This is a genomic window from Lactococcus sp. S64 (assembly GCF_016516525.1).
GTDB lineage: Bacteria > Bacillota > Bacilli > Lactobacillales > Streptococcaceae > Lactococcus > Lactococcus lactis.
Map to the genome: position 1 here is coordinate 360,543 of NZ_JACVUQ010000001.1, position 15,952 is coordinate 376,494.

A 15,952-nucleotide genomic window follows, 5' to 3' on the forward strand; every position below is an offset into this window, starting at 1 on the left:
TCTATTCCATTTTATTTTATAATATTCTAAATATTAGTATACCATAAAGAAAGCGTTTAAAACAGACTATATGAAGTGAGATTCCCACTTATTTACTATTTAAATAAAAAAAGAAACTTCAAATCAATGAAATTTCTTTTTTTATTAAGCATTATAAAATTTTACGACTTTGTTTTTCTTGAACACTGCAACAATCAAACCAAATACCAGAGCAAAGATGATGTACTGCAAAGCATTAAAAGGTAAAACTACTGTTAAAAGATAAGTTGGATTCAAAGTAACTGATAGAGAACCCATATTAAAAAGATGAGTTGCTCCAACAAAAATCTTATCAACATCGAAGCCAGCAGCTAAACGATAGAGAGGGAGTGCGTAGAAAACATTCAATACCATCATCACAAGAACTGATGCGATGGCTGCTAAAACCACACCAACTGTATAGTTTTTGATTGAGAATTTTTTCTTTGTAAAGAACCAAACAATTGCCATGAAGATTCCCAAAGCAATGAAGTTCATCGGCACACCAATCCAAGTTGATGGCCCTTGATTAAATAGGAGATACCATAAGATAGAGCGAATAAAGAGGATAATAAATCCATCACCCAATCCCAAAGTAAAGACTCCAATAAGTACTGGAATGATCGAGAGTTCAACTTTCATAAAATCAATTCCAGGCAATAGCGGAAACTGCAAAATCGGCAATAATAAGATTGTTGATAATGCAGCAAGCATGGCAATTAATACCATCCGACGTGTTTTAGACATAAAAAAACCTCCAAATATGAGAAAATAATTCTTCAAATTTCGAGGAAGTTGATAGACATTTTTGGTTTGGCTAAAAACAGTAATCCAACCGAAGTTGATTACACTACAAAAATTGTTCATCTTCTTCCATCCAGACTTTACTGTCGCTAGCAGATTCTCACTGCTTCAATCGCCGTAGCGAATCGCGGAGTCATAAGGTCAAAGCCCTATTTACCGCCGGTCCCGAATTACACGGTGCCCTGAAGATATTTTTATTATAGCACAAAAATAGTTTGCTTATCAAGAATAAGATTTGCTTAAGAAATAAAAAAACAACTCTTTATCAGAATTGTCTTTTATAATAATCACTTAATTTCCTTGGGCTGCATTAATCAATTGAGAAACTTCTTTTTTACTCAAACGACGAAATTGTCCTGTTGGAAGTCCATCCAATGTAAGAGTTCCATATTGAATACGACTCAATTTTTGTACTGGAAGTCCTGCAGCCGCAAACATTTTTTTAACTTGATGATTTTGTCCTTCATGGATAGTTAAACTAACAATCGAATGATTTTTTGTTTTCTCTTGTTTGATAATCTCATAACGGGCGGGACTAACTTTTTTACCTTCAATAGTCATACCTAAAGTTAAAGGACGCAAGTTTTCTTTGTTCGCTTGACCTTCTACCTTAGCAACATAGACCTTATCAACGCCATGACGTGGGTGAGTCATCATATTCGTAAACTCACCGTCGTTTGTAAGCAAAAGCAAACCGCTTGTGTCCCAGTCCAAACGTCCCACAGGGTAAATCCGTTCTTTAACTTGAGGCATTAAATCCATTACCGTTTGACGTCCTTTGTCATCGCTAACTGAAGAAATATAGCCTCTTGGTTTATTTAGAAGATAATAAACGGGTTCTTCGTTATAAACTGCTACTCCATTAACTTCAACGATATCTCCAGTTGAAACTTGATAACCCAAGTTTGTCATTGGAACATTATTTACCGTTACTTTTCCCGCTAAAATTAGTTCTTCTGCTTTACGTCTGCTTGCCACACCTGCATGGGCCAAATATTTATTGATTCTCATTTTCTTCACTTTCGTTAAATAAGGTTTGTTCTTCTGCGATAAATCTTGACTCATCTATTTCAGGTAATTCATCTAAATGATTAATCCCAATATAGTCTAAGAAAAATTCAGTTGTTGCATAAAGACTTGGACGTCCTGGTGCTTCAACTTGCCCGACCTTTTCAACCAAATCAAAAGCACGAAGTGTTGAGAGAACACCTGAGGAATTCACTCCGCGGAGCTGATCGATTTCGAGTCGAGTTAAAGGTTGCTTATAAGCAATAATTGATAAAACTTCAAGAGCTGATTTTGACAAGGATTGATTAAGAGGAGTTTTGGCATAGTTTTTAAGAATTTCTGCAAACTCTTCTTTTGTAGCCATACGATATTTACCTGCAGTTTCAATAATCGTTAAAGCAGATTCTTCATCAGAATGATATTTTTCTTTTAAGTAATCAATTTGTTGCTGACAAGCTTGTTTAGACATTTCTGTCAATGCTGACAATTCTGCCAAAGTTAAACCAGCTTCGCCAGATACAAAAAGTAAGAGTTCACAACTTGCTGTCTTATTCACTAGTTTCTTTTCTTTCTAAAATAATTTCTCCAAAAAGCTCTCCTTGAGAAAAAGAAATCTGTTGATTTTTGATTAATTCTAAAAGAGCCATAAAAGTGGTGACGAGTTCATCTTTATTAGTAGAGCTAGAAAATAAATCTGAAAATTTACATATTTTTTGTTCTGTAAATCTAGTACTTAACTCTAAAATCTTATCAGCGATTGTAAATTTCTCAGCTGCTATTTTTGTATTTTCGTCTTGAAAATGTTGTCTTTTCAACTCAAGAATTTTAGTAAAAGCTAGAAATAAATCTAAAGCAGATTTATCCTGCAAAAGTACAGTTTCATCAGTGATAATTTCTGTCTTAGCTTTTGAATAAAAGTGACTACGTTCCTGATGAAGTTCATCTAAATCTTGTGACAACATTTTATATTTCCGATATTCATCAATTTGAGCCAATAAATCATACTCAAGTTGTTCTGTATCTTCAATAAAAGTTTCGGTAACTGTCGGTAAAAGTCTTCTTGATTTAATTAACATCAGTTGACTTGCCATTAACATGTACTCTCCAGCTACTTCCAATTCAAGTTCTTTCATGGTTTGAATATAGATAAGATATTGCTCAATAACTGGTACCAATGGAACTTCAAAAATATCCATTTCATACTGACTTACCAAATGCAATAAAAGGTCGAGAGGACCCTCGAAGTTTTTAATTTTTATATTGATTTCTTTAATCATAGTTTACATAATAAAAATAGTGTAAATTCCTATCTATAATATTTTTCAAGCGTTGTAATAGTTGTTAAACCAAGTAGAGTTGCCAGTTCATAAATTGACTTCCCTGCTTTAACCTGATGCAAGATATACTGTTCTCTAATTTCTTTGGAAGAATAGTTCGTAAATTTTTTCAATTCAGTATAAAGAAATTGACGAGATTTTGCGAATAATTCATCAGCATTATTAATGGCTTTAACTCTTATGGCAAATTTTTCTCTAATTGGTAAAACTCGTTTTATTCCGGCTTTTTCAATCGTGAGATATTTAAAGTTCCAATTAAAATTTTCCCATTTCAATTTTTGTATCTCAGCAAAATTTAAACCAAATTCTAAAATTAATAAGGCTAAAAATTGTCCTGGACAGGTCAAAGGACCATAGAACTCAGGAAATTCCTTAATCATTGGATGATAACTTTGAGCAGTCTGTGATTTTTTTTGAACGACTTGTTTAATTTTAAAGTACTGGTCAACTTTTTGTCTTTGATACAGGAAAAGCAAATATTGATTTGCACTCGAAATCTTCCTTCGCTGTGCTGCTGGCGAAAGATTACTAATTTGAATTTTGTAAAGTTCTAAGTTTTCTGTTGTGAGTGACTTATCTTCAAAGAAAGCCTGCAAAGAAACTAAATCATAATGGTAATTTGAACGAGTATTCTCTGAAAAATTTCTGCTTGCTAAATACTCGTCAATCTCGTTTGGTAATTTCATAATATTTTGTAAAGTCGTGAGCAAAGGCACTAAAGGCCTTTAATATTTCTTGCCTAACAACAATCCCCATAAATTCCTGTCTTTTGACTACTGGGAGAAATGGCTCCTTAATTAATTTGTGCATCATTTCTTCCAAGGTTACTGATGGTCCAACTGTTTGAACATCTTTATTAACTATTTCCGAAATTGATGTATTATGTAATTTTTCAAAAAAGAAATTCTGTTCCATTTCAAATTCAACGATTTCTGTTAAACCCAAAACACCAACGTATTCTTTTTTTTCATTTAAAACTGGAACTCGTGAATACTTATACTGACTAAGCATCAGTTTTGCATGAGCAATATTATGCTCAGCATAAAGTACAGCAACATTTGAGGCAGGAATCATAAAGGTTTCACTTTGATTCAAGATAAAATCCTCAATCTTTTTATCAATCATGCAAATTACTCCTTAAAGAGCTTTGTAGACTTAGAGTCTGAACTGTAGTTCCGGGATAGGTTCATGTTGCAGATTTCGATAAGAAACTTTGAACTCTTCTCCTTCAATCTCAATTATAGCATACATTTTGATATCATACTTCCCTCTAGGTTGTGCAACTGAACCTGGATTTACATAAAGTATATTATTTATTTTTTGTGCTACTGGTTGATGGATATGTCCAAAAAGTGCAATATCTGCGTTCTTTTCCTCAGCAAAATAAGAATAACGGTCTAATCCTAAACCAACATAAAAAAGATGACCATGTGTAATTAATACCTTTTTTCCTTCAACTTCTTGAGTAAGAAAATCATGATATCCACTATCATAATCACAGTTCCCAGCAACAACAGTTATTCCTTGCCAAATTTCATCAGAACTAGGAAGTTCAGAATCTCCGCAATGAAAGATAGCAGTTGCTTCATTCAAATATTTTGATTTTATGGATTGAACCACATCGCGGTCATAATGTGAATCAGACATTACTACAAACATAAGCATTCCTCTTTTACATAATTATATTTATGTTAATTTATTTAAACTTATTTGTCAAGCCACTCAGGAAGTTCAGCCATTAATTTTCTCAAGGCTTGTCCACGATGAGAGACTTGATTTTTTTCTTTTTCTGATAATTCTGCGGCTGTTCTAAAGGCATCAACCATGAAAATAGGATCATAGCCAAAGCCATTTTCTCCTTTAGGAGCGAGAGCAATATAGCCATCCCAATCTGCTTCTACAACTAAACTCTCACGGCCTGGTTTTGCCGCCACAAGCGTAGTATGAAAATGTGCGCTTCTACGTTCTGGAGTAATTGCCGTTGGAGCCAGTTCGTGCAAAAGTTTTGCGATATTTTTCTCATCAGTAGGATCTGGAGCCGAGAAACGATGCGACCAAATGCCAGGCAAACCACCAAGGACATCAACACAAAGTCCTGAATCATCGCCAATAACTACTTGCCCAGTAATTTCAGCGATTTGTTCTGCTTTTAAACGAGCATTTTCTTCAAAAGTAGTTCCAGTTTCTTCAATTTCAGGAAGTTCTGGATAATCTGTTAAATCTTTGATTTCATAACCGAAATCAGCAAATAATTTCTTAAATTCTTTTGTTTTTCCTGAATTTCTTGTTGCGATAATAAGTGTTTTTTCCATTTATTTTTCCTTATTGAAATTCTCTATTTCAGTATGTTCAATCTGAAGTTTTCCGATGTTTAACCATTTTTCTGCAATTTCTCTAAATGAATTAACGCCCGCAGTAGTATAGAAACGATGCTCTAATGGTTGACGTTCTTGTCCATTTATTGAAAAATAGTTGAGCAGAACAGAGATATCTCGTACAGCTTCTGCTCCAGAATCAATCAAACGCACCTCTTTTCCCATTGTTTCTTGGATTAAGGAACGTAAGAGAGGATAGTGAGTACATCCGAGAATTAAGGTATCTACTTTTCCAATTAGTGGAACAAGACTTTCTGATACAACTTTTCTAGCAATTTCAGATTCCATTTCATTTGATTCAACGATTGAAACAAATTTTGGACATGCTAGGCTATATACTTCTACTGCTGATGATTTACGAGCAATTGTTTTATGATATTCATCTGAACGAATCGAAGCTTGAGTGGCAATTACACCAATTTTGTTTGTTTTTGTTTTTTGAATCGCTGAGCTTGCTCCGGGTAGGATAACACCAATCACCGGTATATCTAGTTTTTCTTTTACAATTTCTAAGGCCATCGCTGTTGCTGTATTACAGGCCATTACAATCATTTTCACATCTTTTGATAGTAAAAAATTAACCATGTCCCAAGTGAACGCAATGATTTGTTCACGACTACGCGGACCATAAGGAGCTCTTCTTGTATCTCCTATGTAGACAATTTCTTCATTTGGGAGTTGTCTAAGGAGTTCGCGAGCAACAGTCAGTCCACCAACACCAGAATCTAAGAGGCCGATTGGTCGATTGTCCATTTTTCTTCTCCTCGTATAATATAATTTATGGGGATTTTTTACCCCAAATTTAAAAACTTTTTAATATTTTTACTTGACTATTGTGACGTTTCCCAGAATAATTATTCTTAGGAATGGACTCAAAAGGAATATGCTATTTCTCCTTGTTGCTCCGTCTTCTTTAGAAGTCTGCGACCCGAGCTGTATCACATCTTCCAACTCACTAGCTGTTTCCACTGCGGTTACTCTGCTCTTAGTAGCGAGCAGGCGGTAAGTAACTGCAGTGATAGGTATTCTAATAAGCGAGGATGAAGGGATACAGAATTCTGGGGAATCTCTCAGTAGTCAAGTATATTTTCCTAATCAAATGAAAGGAGGTCCTTCCAAATGAAATGTTTTGTCGGTTTAGACGTTAGCTCAACCAAATTAGATGTTTGTATCATGACGAACGATACTGAACTTGGTGTTCTATTTTCTGCTTCACTTGCCAATGATTTGAATGGTGCTTCTGAAATCAAGAAACAAATCCTTGAGATTAATGAACACTATGGTTTCAACAGAATTGTGATTGGGATGGAAGCGACATCTTTATATAGTTTTCATCCTGCCATGTTTTTTAATGACGACTCTGATTTAAAGAAACTCAATACGGAGGTCATGATTGAACAACCCAACAAAATCAAGAAATATCGTGAAGCTTTTGAAGAAAACAAGAATGATACCATCGATGCGTTCTATATCGCTGATTATTTCCGAATTGAGCGCTTTACTCGTTCATATCTCAAAGAAGAGAAGTATCTCGCCCTTCAGCACCTCACAAGAACACGCCTCCAGCTCGTGGAGCAACTCGTTCAGACCAAACAACACTTCATCGAAAATATCTATTACAAGTGCAATACACTCTCAGTAGAATTAAAGAATGAAGCCCTTAATACCTCCCTTTGGTCCGCCACTATCATGACCCTAATGACCGAGGACTATACTTTAGATGAACTCGCCGAAACTCCACTTGAGGAATTCGTTGAACTTATTCAAAAATTAGGACGTGGTCGATTCAAAGCTCCTGATAAACTTGCCAAAGCGATTAAAGCTGCCATTAGAGGGAGTTATCGTTTATCGCTTGTACAACAAGATTCCGTCAATATTGTCCTTAGCCTCTTAGCTCGTGAAATACGAAGCCTTGAGAAGATGATTAAAGAGATTGATCAAGCCATTGAAGACATGGTAGAAATCCTGCCAGAATATCAATGCTTGACGAGTGTCCCAGGAATTGGTAAAGTGTTCGCCGCTGGAATTATCGCCGAAATTGGCCAGATTGAACGTTTTAAAGACCATCCTCAAGTCGCTAAATATGCGGGTTTGAATTGGAAAGAAACACAATCTGGGACAACATCCTCTCAAAATACTTCACTTGCCAAACGAGGCAATCGTTACCTTCGATATTACTTAGTTGAAGCCGCCAACTCTGTCCGAAGACATAACGTAGAATACGCCGAATTTTATAAGAAAAAGAAAGATGAAGTCCCTAAACATAAACACAAAAGAGCCATCGTTTTAACCGCAAGAAAACTTGTGCGTCTGGTGGATGTGCTACTACGCAATCACCAACTCTATACGCCTCCAAGGAGGTTTATGGAAGATAATTAGTTTTATCTGCACAATTCCTTGATTTACCCTAGTAAAAATTTGTCAATTTTTGCTGGATTCTTTCGTGCTGTCTTTTTGCAAGATTTCCACTCAGAAGCCTGAGACTTTATATTTGACTTATTACCACTAGACTTTTAAAATATCTAATTCAAATTCTCTCTTATCCAAAATCTGTATTTTTTAATATAATGGATACTTTATTTATGATGATAAAAGCAAACGCTGAGAGAGTTTAGAACTTGTGTTCTACTGCTTCGCTCAGCGTATATAATAGCTTATTTTTTGTTTGTGTCTGATTGCTTTGCAGCAGCACGAATTTGGCGAAGAACTTGTTGGACTTGAACTTCACTTGGTTTACGTCCCATAGATCCCATCATAAGACGAACAGCGTCTTCATTAAGGGGTGGGTTATCCATAAGTAATTTTTTTGTTTGGCGTTGTGAGAACCATGTTCCCAAGAAAAAACCTGCCAAAAGGCATACAACCATAAGCAAAATAGCTAAGATTAAATTCATTTTGAATCTCCTAATTTTGGCGAAACGCTTTCGCCATTGATGACATCTTATTATATCAAATTTTAGTCCTTTTGTCAGCACTTTATATTACTGACAGAAAGGATAAATGAGGCAAAAGTTACTGACGGAGCTGTCAGTAACTTTTTATTTCTCAAATTGTAAAATCAAAACCATCTAATGTTGCAAAATAATCAGCTGGCTTCTCTGCTCGACGAATTAAACGGGTCTTTCCATCTTCTTGAAGCAAAATTTCGGAACTTCTTAATTTAGCATTATATTGATAACCCATTGAGAATCCATGCGCACCAGTATCATGAATCACTAATAAATCTCCTATTTCTATTTTAGGAAAGGCTCTTTCTTTTGCAAATTTATCATTATTCTCACATAAAGAACCTGTAATATCATAAATTTCAGTCGCTTCATCATTTTCTTTTCCAGCAACTGTGATGTGGTGATAAGCATCATAAAAGGCTGGACGCATCAAGTTAACTGCTGATGCATCAACGCCAACATATTTTCGATAAGTTTCTTTAAGATGCAAAACTTTTGTAATCAAATGACCGTGTGGAGCAAGCATAAAACGTCCCAATTCGGTATAAATTTTTAGATTTTCTATCCCGTTAGCGCTCAAAACTTCATCATAAGCTTCATGAACACCTTGTCCGATTTTTGCAATATCATTTGCCTCCTCATCAGGACGATAGTTCACACCAATTCCGCCTGATAAGTTAATGAAATCAAGGGTAATTCCAGTTTCTTCTCTAATTTCTAAAGCAAGCTTAAAGAGCTTGCTGGCAAGTTCTGGGTAATAATCATTTGTCACTGTATTTGAAGCCAAAAAACTATGCATTCCAAATTTTTTCAAGCCTAATTTTTGCAAATCTTTAATTCCTTGGATGAGTTGGGCTTTTGTCATTCCGAATTTAGATTCTTCTGGATTATCCATAATTTTTGTTCCCATAGCAAAAACTCCACCGGGATTGTATCTCAAACTCATTGTTTCCGGAAAAATAAAATCTGTCAGATTTTTCAAAAATTCAATATCTTCATAGGCATCAAGATTGATTGTCGCACCCAATTGATTAGCAAATTGAAATTCTTCAGCTGGAGTATCGTTTGATGAAAACATCATCTCAGAGCCGTCAAACCCACATTTTTCGGAAAGTAACAATTCGACATAAGAGGCGCAATCAACTCCACACCCCTCTTCATGAAGAATTTTTAAAATAGCTGGTGTGGGTGTCGCTTTCACAGCAAAAAATTCTTTAAATCCTTTATTCCAAGCAAAGGCTTTGTGAAGGTCACGCGCTTTTTGACGAATTCCTTTTTCATCGTAAAGATGAAATGGTGTTGGAAATTCCTTTGTGATTTGTTCTAATTGTTCTTTTGTTACAAATGGTGTCTTCATCTCTCACCTCATTTTTAGATTATTTATAAGTATAGCATATCATCAAAAGCTTGGACACAAAAAAGTTCCTGCCATTTTTACTGACAGAAACTTTTTTTACTGACAGAATGATAAATTATGCTGTAGCGACTTTTATTAATTGTTCATCAACAATTTCGGCTGTTTTTCTTCCTTCACGGATTGCCCAAATAACCAAAGATGGACCTCGTCTGGCATCGCCTGCAACTAGAACTTTGTCATTATTTGTTCGATAGTCATCATAAATTTCTTGAACACCAAATTTATCCAGTAATCCTGTGTCAGTCCCAACAAATCCCATAGCAAGTAAGACTAAATCCGCTTCAATTACTTGTTCTGTCCCTTCTACTGCCTTGAAGTCAGGTCCAACTTTGGCTACTTTTAAACCCGTAAGTTGACCTTCAGCATTTGTTTGAAAAGCTGTTGCAGTCATTTGATAGGTTGTCAAATCAGTATTTCCCACAAATTCTGCTTCTTTTTGCCCATAACCTGCTCTCAAGGTCATTGGCCACTCAGGCCAAGGGTTGTTATCTAAACGATCAGTGGGTAAACTTGGTGTGATTTCTAATTGAGAAACCGATGCTGCTCCTAAACGAACTGCCGTTCCGATACAATCGTTCCCTGTATCTCCACCACCAATGACTACTACTTTTTTTCCTTTTAATGATTGACTAATATTATCTTCGCCCTCTTCAAGGACAGTTTTAGTCGTTTCTGTCAGAAAATCAATGGCAAATCGAATTCCAATTGCTTCACGACCTGAAATATTTAAATCACGTGGAATTCCTGCGCCAATCGCCAAAATAATTCTATCAAAATTTACTGACAGGTCTTCGTAACTGATTGTCTTTCCAATCTCAGTATTGGTGACAAAAGTCACACCAAGTTCTGTCATTAAATCAATCCGTTTTTGAACGACTTTTTTATCCAATTTCATATTTGGAATGCCGTACATCAATAAGCCGCCCAAACGATCTGATTTTTCAAAAACAGTAACGCTATGTCCCAATTGATTAAGACGCCAAGCAGCTGACAGACCGGCAGGCCCAGACCCAATAATCGCTATTTTATAACCTGTCGGCTCCGCAGCTTTGCCAATTTCAGCCACCCAACCTTCATCATTTCCTAAATCACCCAAGAAACGTTCATTATCTTTAATGGTTACTCCTGCACCGTTTAAGGCCTCGGCACAAGATTTTTCACAAGGAGCAGGACAGACTCTGCCAGTAAACTCTGGAAAAGGATTGGTTAAAATCAAACGTTCATAGGCTTTTCTTTGTAGTCCTCGATAAATCAAATCATTCCACTCTGGAATATGATTATCATTTGGACAACCTGAGACAGCCCGTTTGCCCCCATAAAATATCCCTTGATGGCAAAAAGGAACATCACAATGCATACAACGTGCCGCTTGTTTTTGCCGTTCTTCAGTAGATAAGGGAACTTGCAGTTCAGCAAAATCCTTTATCCGCTCCGCTAATTCACGGTAAGGATTATCATTTCTTGGATAATTTAAAAATCCATTTGGATCAGCCATTAGCTCACCTCCGTTACTTTTTTAAAGGTTGTCATCGTAAGTGCTTCGCCTGACAAACCTGTTTTAGCCAAATCTTCTTCAACATTTTTAATATGATGATATTCTCTTGGATAAACTTTGACAAATTTTTCGCGTTCTGTTTGCCAATGTTCTAAAATAAATTTTGCTTTTGCTGAATCAGTATAATTCAAATGTTTCTTCAATAATTCTTCTAAAACTTCATCACCTGAAGTTTCATCTAAAGCATAAAGATCTACCATTTCCCGATTCACTTTATTTTCAAAATTGCCAGCGACATCATAAACATAAGCGATACCACCAGACATCCCAGCCGCAAAATTACGACCTGTTGTACCAAGAACAACAGCGATACCACCAGTCATGTATTCACAACCATGGTCACCCGTCCCTTCCACAACAAAATGTGCTCCTGAATTTCGGACACCACAGCGCTCACCTGCACGACCTCGGAAATAAGCTTCGCCACCGATAGCCCCAAAGAGCGAAACATTCCCAACAATAGAAGTATTTTCAATATCATAAGCAGCATCTAGAGGTGGTTTTACAATCAAACGGCCACCTGACAATGATTTTCCAATATAATCATTGGCTTCGCCAATCAGAGTAACCTCCATACCAGCGGTTGCGTAAGAGCCAAAGGACTGGCCAGCAACCCCTTCATATTCATAGCAAACAGAAGCATCTTTTAGACCAAAATTACCATAACGTTCAGCAATCCAACCTGCCATCCGCGCGGTCGTTGTTCGATTAATATTTTTAATCGTGCCATGAACCGTTGCCTGAGAACCAGTATTAAGTGTAGCCTCCGTAAATTGGTCTAACTCTTTCCAAGCACGAGGATTAGCAAAAGGATCACTATGTCTTGTTGCAATCGGTAAGGCATGACCAAGCATACGGCTAAAGTCCAAACCTCGCATTTTAGCTGGTAAATCTTCTTTAGCTTGCAAGAGCTCGGCATGACCTACCAATTCATTGATTGTTCTAAAACCAAGTTCGGCTAAAAGTTCTCGAACTTCCTCAGCCATAAATTCCATTAAACGTACAATGTGCTCTGGTTTTCCAGCAAAATTTGCTCTTAATCTAGGATTTTGTGTGGCAATACCTACGGGACAAGTATTTAAATGACAATTTCTTGTCATGATACATCCAATCGCAACCAAAGCTAAACTACCAAATGAATATTCTTCAGCACCTAACATTGCAGCAATCGCAATATCTCGACCTGTGACTACTTTACCATCAGTTTCCAAAATCATTCGGTCACGCAAATTGTTCAAACTAAGCGTTTGATGTGCTTCTGCCAGTCCCATTTCCCAAGGGAGACCTGCATCTCTTGTTGAGTTTCTAGGACTTGCTCCAGTTCCACCATCATAACCAGAAATAACAACTTTATCAGCTCCGGCTTTAACACATCCTGTAGCAATTGTTCCAACACCAGTCGATGAAACCAACTTAACGTTGATTTTTGCATAAGGATTAATTTTTTTCAAGTCAAAAATTAGTTGCGACAAATCTTCAATGGAATAAATATCATGATGAGGCGGTGGTGAAATTAAACTTACCCCTGGAGTTGAGTTTCGAACTTCTGCCACCCAAGGAAAAGCTTTTTTACCTGGCAATTGCCCACCTTCACCTGGCTTAGCACCTTGCGAAATTTTAATTTGAATCTCTTCGGCAGACATTAAATAAGCAGCTGACACACCAAATCGTCCAGAGGCGACTTGTTTAATTTTAGAATTATTGATTGTGCCATAACGTTTTGCATTTTCACCACCTTCACCCGAATTGGATTTTGCACCAATAGAGTTCATGGCTTGAGCAATACATTCGTGAGCTTCTTGTGATAATGAGCCAAATGACATGGCCCCAATTTTGAAACGTTTAACAATTTCACGAGCTGGTTCTACTTCGCTCATCTGAATGGACTTTCGATCAGATTTGATTTTCCAAGTGTGACGTAAGCTTGTCGGCGTTTTTAGAGCACTATCATTTAGATACTGACTATATTTTTTATATTTTTCAAAATCATTTTGACGGACAGCATTTTGAATTTGGTAAATCATTTGTGGGTCATAGATATGATGTTCTCCTTCATCCGCCCGGTATTGGAAAGAACCGCCTGTTTCCAATAAATCCTGTGCCCGATGTCCATAAGCTTTCTCATATCGCAAACGATATTCGTCCTCAATTTGGGCAAGAGAAAGTCCACCAATTCTTGTACTCGTACCTGTGAAGTACTTGTCAACGACTTCTTTAGATAAACCAATTGCTTCAAAAAGTTGAGCCCCTTTATAACCGACAATTGTTGAAATTCCCATGCGGCTCATGACCTTAACAATACCTTTTTCTGCCGCATGACGGAAATTTTCAAGTTGTTCAGGTGCTCCCATACCCCAGTCTGAAAGGGTTGCATATGCACCATAAGGATGGATTCCTGAAACCCCATAGCCTACAAGCGCTGCAAATTGATGAACTTCGCACACCTCAGCTGTATCTACAATAATTGCAAATTTAGACGCATTATGACGTCCTAACATATAATGATAAAGTCCTGACAAAGCAAGTAAAATAGGCATCGGCACTTTATTTTCAGCAAAGTCACGGTCAGAAAGCACGATAATAGTTGTTCCTTGATTAATCAAACTTTCTGCCTTATAAAAGAGTTTGTTCAATGCATTTTCTAAAAGGTCATCCTTATCATAAAGAGTGGAAATAATTTCTGTATGATAATGTTCTTCCTTCAATGCTAAGATTTTTTCAAAGTCAGCCGTTGAAAGGACTGGACTATCTAATTTTAACTTACGGACATTTTCACCTGTGATTTTTGCTGGATTCCCATCTTCTCCCAAATAGGTTTCTGTTCCAATGACAATTTGTTCCCTAATCGCATCAATTGGCGGATTGGTCACTTGAGCAAATTGTTGTTTGAAGAAATTATAAAGTGATTGAGCTTGGTCAGATAAAACTGCCAAAGGAGCATCAAAGCCCATTGAAATTGTAGGTTCATTGGCTGATTCCGCCATTGGTAAAAGCACTGTCCGAATGACTTCGTCAGTATAACCAAATAATTTCCATAAGGTATTCATTTTTGCTGACGGAATTGGATTTGTTTTTTCACTTTCTGTCAGTGCTGACAGTTTTTTCAAACCTGCTGACAGAAATTCTTGGTAGGGATATTTATTAGCATAATAACTCTTAACTTCTTCATTACGAATAATTTTTCCTTCGTCAGTATTTACTAACAACATGTTACCAGGTCCAAGAACTGATTTTTCAATGATTTCATCGGCTGGAATATCAACCACACCAGATTCGCTTGACAGAATGATAAAATTATCCTTTGTCACAAGATAACGACTTGGTCTTAAACCATTCCGATCAAGTCTTGCCCCAACGGTTTTTCCGTCAGTAAATACTAAAGCTGCCGGTCCATCCCAAGGCGCAATATGAGCAGTTGAATATTCGTAAAAAGCTTTTAATTCTTGGCTTAAGCCAGTTTGTTCTCCCCAAGCCTCAGGAATCATGGTCAGTAAACTTTCTGGAAGTTCTCGACCATTTCGATAGAAATATTCCATACAATTTTCTAATTTGGCTGAATCAGAATTTTCTTCATTGTACATTTCAATATCGTTGACTTTCATCCAGTTTTCAGCTCCACGAAGCGTGTTAATTTCGCCATTATGTGCTAGAAAACGAAAAGGTTGAGCCCGATTCCAAGAGGGAAAAGTATTGGTAGAAAAACGGCTATGTGTCAGTGCAATATGACTTTTGAAATCTTCATCAGACAAATCAGGATAAAAGAGTTTTACTTGATAAGCATGAAGCATTCCCTTATAAACAACCGTCTGACTAGATAATGAACAAATATATAATTCCTCTTCGTCAAAACGTTTTTCAAGATTTCGTCTGATAATAAATAAATCATTTTCAAAATTAGAAATTTCGCTGACAGCTTTTTCAGATGATTTTTTCTCAATAAAAACTTGAACAAAAGACGGCATAATTCCTTGAGCCGTTGCTCCACATGCTTCAAAATTAAAAGGAACTGTGCGCGTGAATAAGACTTCATAGCCTTGAGCCTTAACAGCTGCCTTAATTGCTTCTAATTCTTGATGTTTTTTATTTTCCTTACGTGATAAGAAAAATTGCCCTACGGCATAATCACCAAGTTTTGGTAGTTCTACATCATGTTCTTTTGCAATTTTACGAAAGAATTCGTCAGGCAAAGCAAGTAAAATACCTGCCCCATCTCCGGTTTCTGGTTCAGCACCCGTTCCACCACGATGATTCATCCTTGTTAACATGGTCAGGGCTCTCTCAACTAAAAGGTGACTAGCTTTCCCGTCAATTTGGGCAATGAAGCCCATTCCACAAGCATCCGATTCAAAATCAGGCTGCCAAAGTGTCGTTTTCATGGCTTGTTTAGCTTTTTTATTCATAACACAACCTCTTTTATTTTACAATTTGGTTCTTTTATTCTACTAAAATTTCGATGAAATATCAATATATTCTGACAATTATATATAAAT

14 protein-coding genes and 1 riboswitch are annotated in these 15,952 nt (G+C 36.6%); of the genes, 1 reads left to right on the forward strand and 13 read right to left on the reverse strand.

Annotated features, from left to right (window positions below):
* Positions 1-144 precede the first annotated feature (144 nt).
* The 9 genes from IAE51_RS01690 to racE all read right to left on the reverse strand — a co-directional run bounded on the left by IAE51_RS01690 (position 145) and on the right by racE (position 6,295).
* On the reverse strand, positions 145-765 hold the full coding sequence (locus IAE51_RS01690) for an ECF transporter S component (protein ID WP_003130203.1): 621 nt from the start codon (positions 763-765) through the stop codon (positions 145-147).
* Positions 766-879: 114 nt separating this feature from the next.
* Positions 880-1,016, reverse strand: a riboswitch (FMN riboswitch).
* Positions 1,017-1,113: 97 nt separating this feature from the next.
* Complete coding sequence (locus tag IAE51_RS01695) at positions 1,114-1,833, reverse strand: pseudouridine synthase (protein ID WP_003130202.1); 720 nt, start codon at positions 1,831-1,833, stop codon at positions 1,114-1,116.
* A complete protein-coding gene (gene scpB / locus IAE51_RS01700) occupies positions 1,820-2,386 on the reverse strand; it encodes an SMC-Scp complex subunit ScpB (RefSeq protein WP_012897880.1) in 567 nt (188 codons plus the stop codon). Before scpB ends, IAE51_RS01695 begins: the two co-directional genes overlap by 14 nt.
* The gene (locus IAE51_RS01705; protein WP_058203105.1) at positions 2,379-3,107 is read right to left on the reverse strand and encodes a segregation/condensation protein A; all 729 of its coding nucleotides are present in this window, start codon (positions 3,105-3,107) and stop codon (positions 2,379-2,381) included. The genes scpB and IAE51_RS01705 overlap by 8 nt, the downstream gene beginning before the upstream one ends.
* A 29-nt stretch (positions 3,108-3,136) precedes the next feature.
* Positions 3,137-3,853, reverse strand: coding sequence for a site-specific tyrosine recombinase XerD (xerD, locus tag IAE51_RS01710; RefSeq protein ID WP_010905864.1), 717 nt, complete (start codon positions 3,851-3,853; stop codon positions 3,137-3,139).
* The gene (cbpB, locus tag IAE51_RS01715; protein ID WP_010905865.1) at positions 3,831-4,292 is read right to left on the reverse strand and encodes a cyclic-di-AMP-binding protein CbpB; all 462 of its coding nucleotides are present in this window, start codon (positions 4,290-4,292) and stop codon (positions 3,831-3,833) included. The genes xerD and cbpB overlap by 23 nt, the downstream gene beginning before the upstream one ends.
* A 30-nt stretch (positions 4,293-4,322) precedes the next feature.
* The gene (locus tag IAE51_RS01720) at positions 4,323-4,826 is read right to left on the reverse strand and encodes a metallophosphoesterase (protein ID WP_003130196.1); all 504 of its coding nucleotides are present in this window, start codon (positions 4,824-4,826) and stop codon (positions 4,323-4,325) included.
* A 47-nt stretch (positions 4,827-4,873) separates the two neighbouring features.
* A complete protein-coding gene (locus IAE51_RS01725) occupies positions 4,874-5,479 on the reverse strand; it encodes a nucleoside-triphosphate diphosphatase (protein ID WP_003130194.1) in 606 nt (201 codons plus the stop codon).
* A complete protein-coding gene (gene racE / locus IAE51_RS01730; protein WP_129881670.1) occupies positions 5,480-6,295 on the reverse strand; it encodes a glutamate racemase in 816 nt (271 codons plus the stop codon).
* 366 nt (positions 6,296-6,661) lie between these two features.
* On the opposite strand from racE, the gene IAE51_RS01735 reads away from it, so the two are divergent.
* Positions 6,662-7,921: an IS110 family transposase gene (locus IAE51_RS01735; protein WP_200094593.1), complete on the forward strand. Its 1,260-nt coding sequence runs from the start codon at positions 6,662-6,664 to the stop codon at positions 7,919-7,921.
* A gap of 275 nt (positions 7,922-8,196) precedes the next feature.
* Here the strand turns inward: IAE51_RS01735 and IAE51_RS01740 are convergent, their stop codons facing one another.
* The 4 genes from IAE51_RS01740 to gltB all read right to left on the reverse strand — a co-directional run bounded on the left by IAE51_RS01740 (position 8,197) and on the right by gltB (position 15,862).
* Entirely contained in the window at positions 8,197-8,436 is a 240-nt protein-coding gene (locus IAE51_RS01740; RefSeq protein WP_003130191.1) for a YneF family protein, read from the reverse strand.
* Positions 8,437-8,587: 151 nt separating this feature from the next.
* Positions 8,588-9,847, reverse strand: coding sequence for a diaminopimelate decarboxylase (locus IAE51_RS01745; protein ID WP_129881671.1), 1,260 nt, complete (start codon positions 9,845-9,847; stop codon positions 8,588-8,590).
* Between the two features lie 115 nt (positions 9,848-9,962).
* Positions 9,963-11,402, reverse strand: a complete 1,440-nt coding sequence (locus tag IAE51_RS01750; RefSeq protein WP_058208822.1) for a glutamate synthase subunit beta — start codon at positions 11,400-11,402, stop codon at positions 9,963-9,965.
* Positions 11,402-15,862 (reverse strand): glutamate synthase large subunit, encoded by a 4,461-nt coding sequence (gene gltB / locus IAE51_RS01755; RefSeq protein ID WP_168784535.1) that lies wholly within the window; start codon positions 15,860-15,862, stop codon positions 11,402-11,404. Before gltB ends, IAE51_RS01750 begins: the two co-directional genes overlap by 1 nt.
* Between the last annotated feature and the right edge of the window lie 90 nt (positions 15,863-15,952).

Coding starts and splice junctions, on each gene's coding strand:
- IAE51_RS01690 (WP_003130203.1), bottom strand. CDS start 765: ATGTCTAAAACACGTCGGATGGTATTAATTGCCATGCTTGCTGCATTA.
- IAE51_RS01695 (WP_003130202.1), bottom strand. CDS start 1,833: ATGAGAATCAATAAATATTTGGCCCATGCAGGTGTGGCAAGCAGACGT.
- IAE51_RS01705 (WP_058203105.1), bottom strand. CDS start 3,107: ATGATTAAAGAAATCAATATAAAAATTAAAAACTTCGAGGGTCCTCTC.
- xerD (WP_010905864.1), bottom strand. CDS start 3,853: ATGAAATTACCAAACGAGATTGACGAGTATTTAGCAAGCAGAAATTTT.
- cbpB (WP_010905865.1), bottom strand. CDS start 4,292: ATGATTGATAAAAAGATTGAGGATTTTATCTTGAATCAAAGTGAAACC.
- IAE51_RS01720 (WP_003130196.1), bottom strand. CDS start 4,826: ATGTTTGTAGTAATGTCTGATTCACATTATGACCGCGATGTGGTTCAA.
- IAE51_RS01725 (WP_003130194.1), bottom strand. CDS start 5,479: ATGGAAAAAACACTTATTATCGCAACAAGAAATTCAGGAAAAACAAAA.
- racE (WP_129881670.1), bottom strand. CDS start 6,295: ATGGACAATCGACCAATCGGCCTCTTAGATTCTGGTGTTGGTGGACTG.
- IAE51_RS01735 (WP_200094593.1), top strand. CDS start 6,662: ATGAAATGTTTTGTCGGTTTAGACGTTAGCTCAACCAAATTAGATGTT.
- IAE51_RS01740 (WP_003130191.1), bottom strand. CDS start 8,436: ATGAATTTAATCTTAGCTATTTTGCTTATGGTTGTATGCCTTTTGGCA.
- IAE51_RS01745 (WP_129881671.1), bottom strand. CDS start 9,847: ATGAAGACACCATTTGTAACAAAAGAACAATTAGAACAAATCACAAAG.
- IAE51_RS01750 (WP_058208822.1), bottom strand. CDS start 11,402: ATGGCTGATCCAAATGGATTTTTAAATTATCCAAGAAATGATAATCCT.
- gltB (WP_168784535.1), bottom strand. CDS start 15,862: ATGAATAAAAAAGCTAAACAAGCCATGAAAACGACACTTTGGCAGCCT.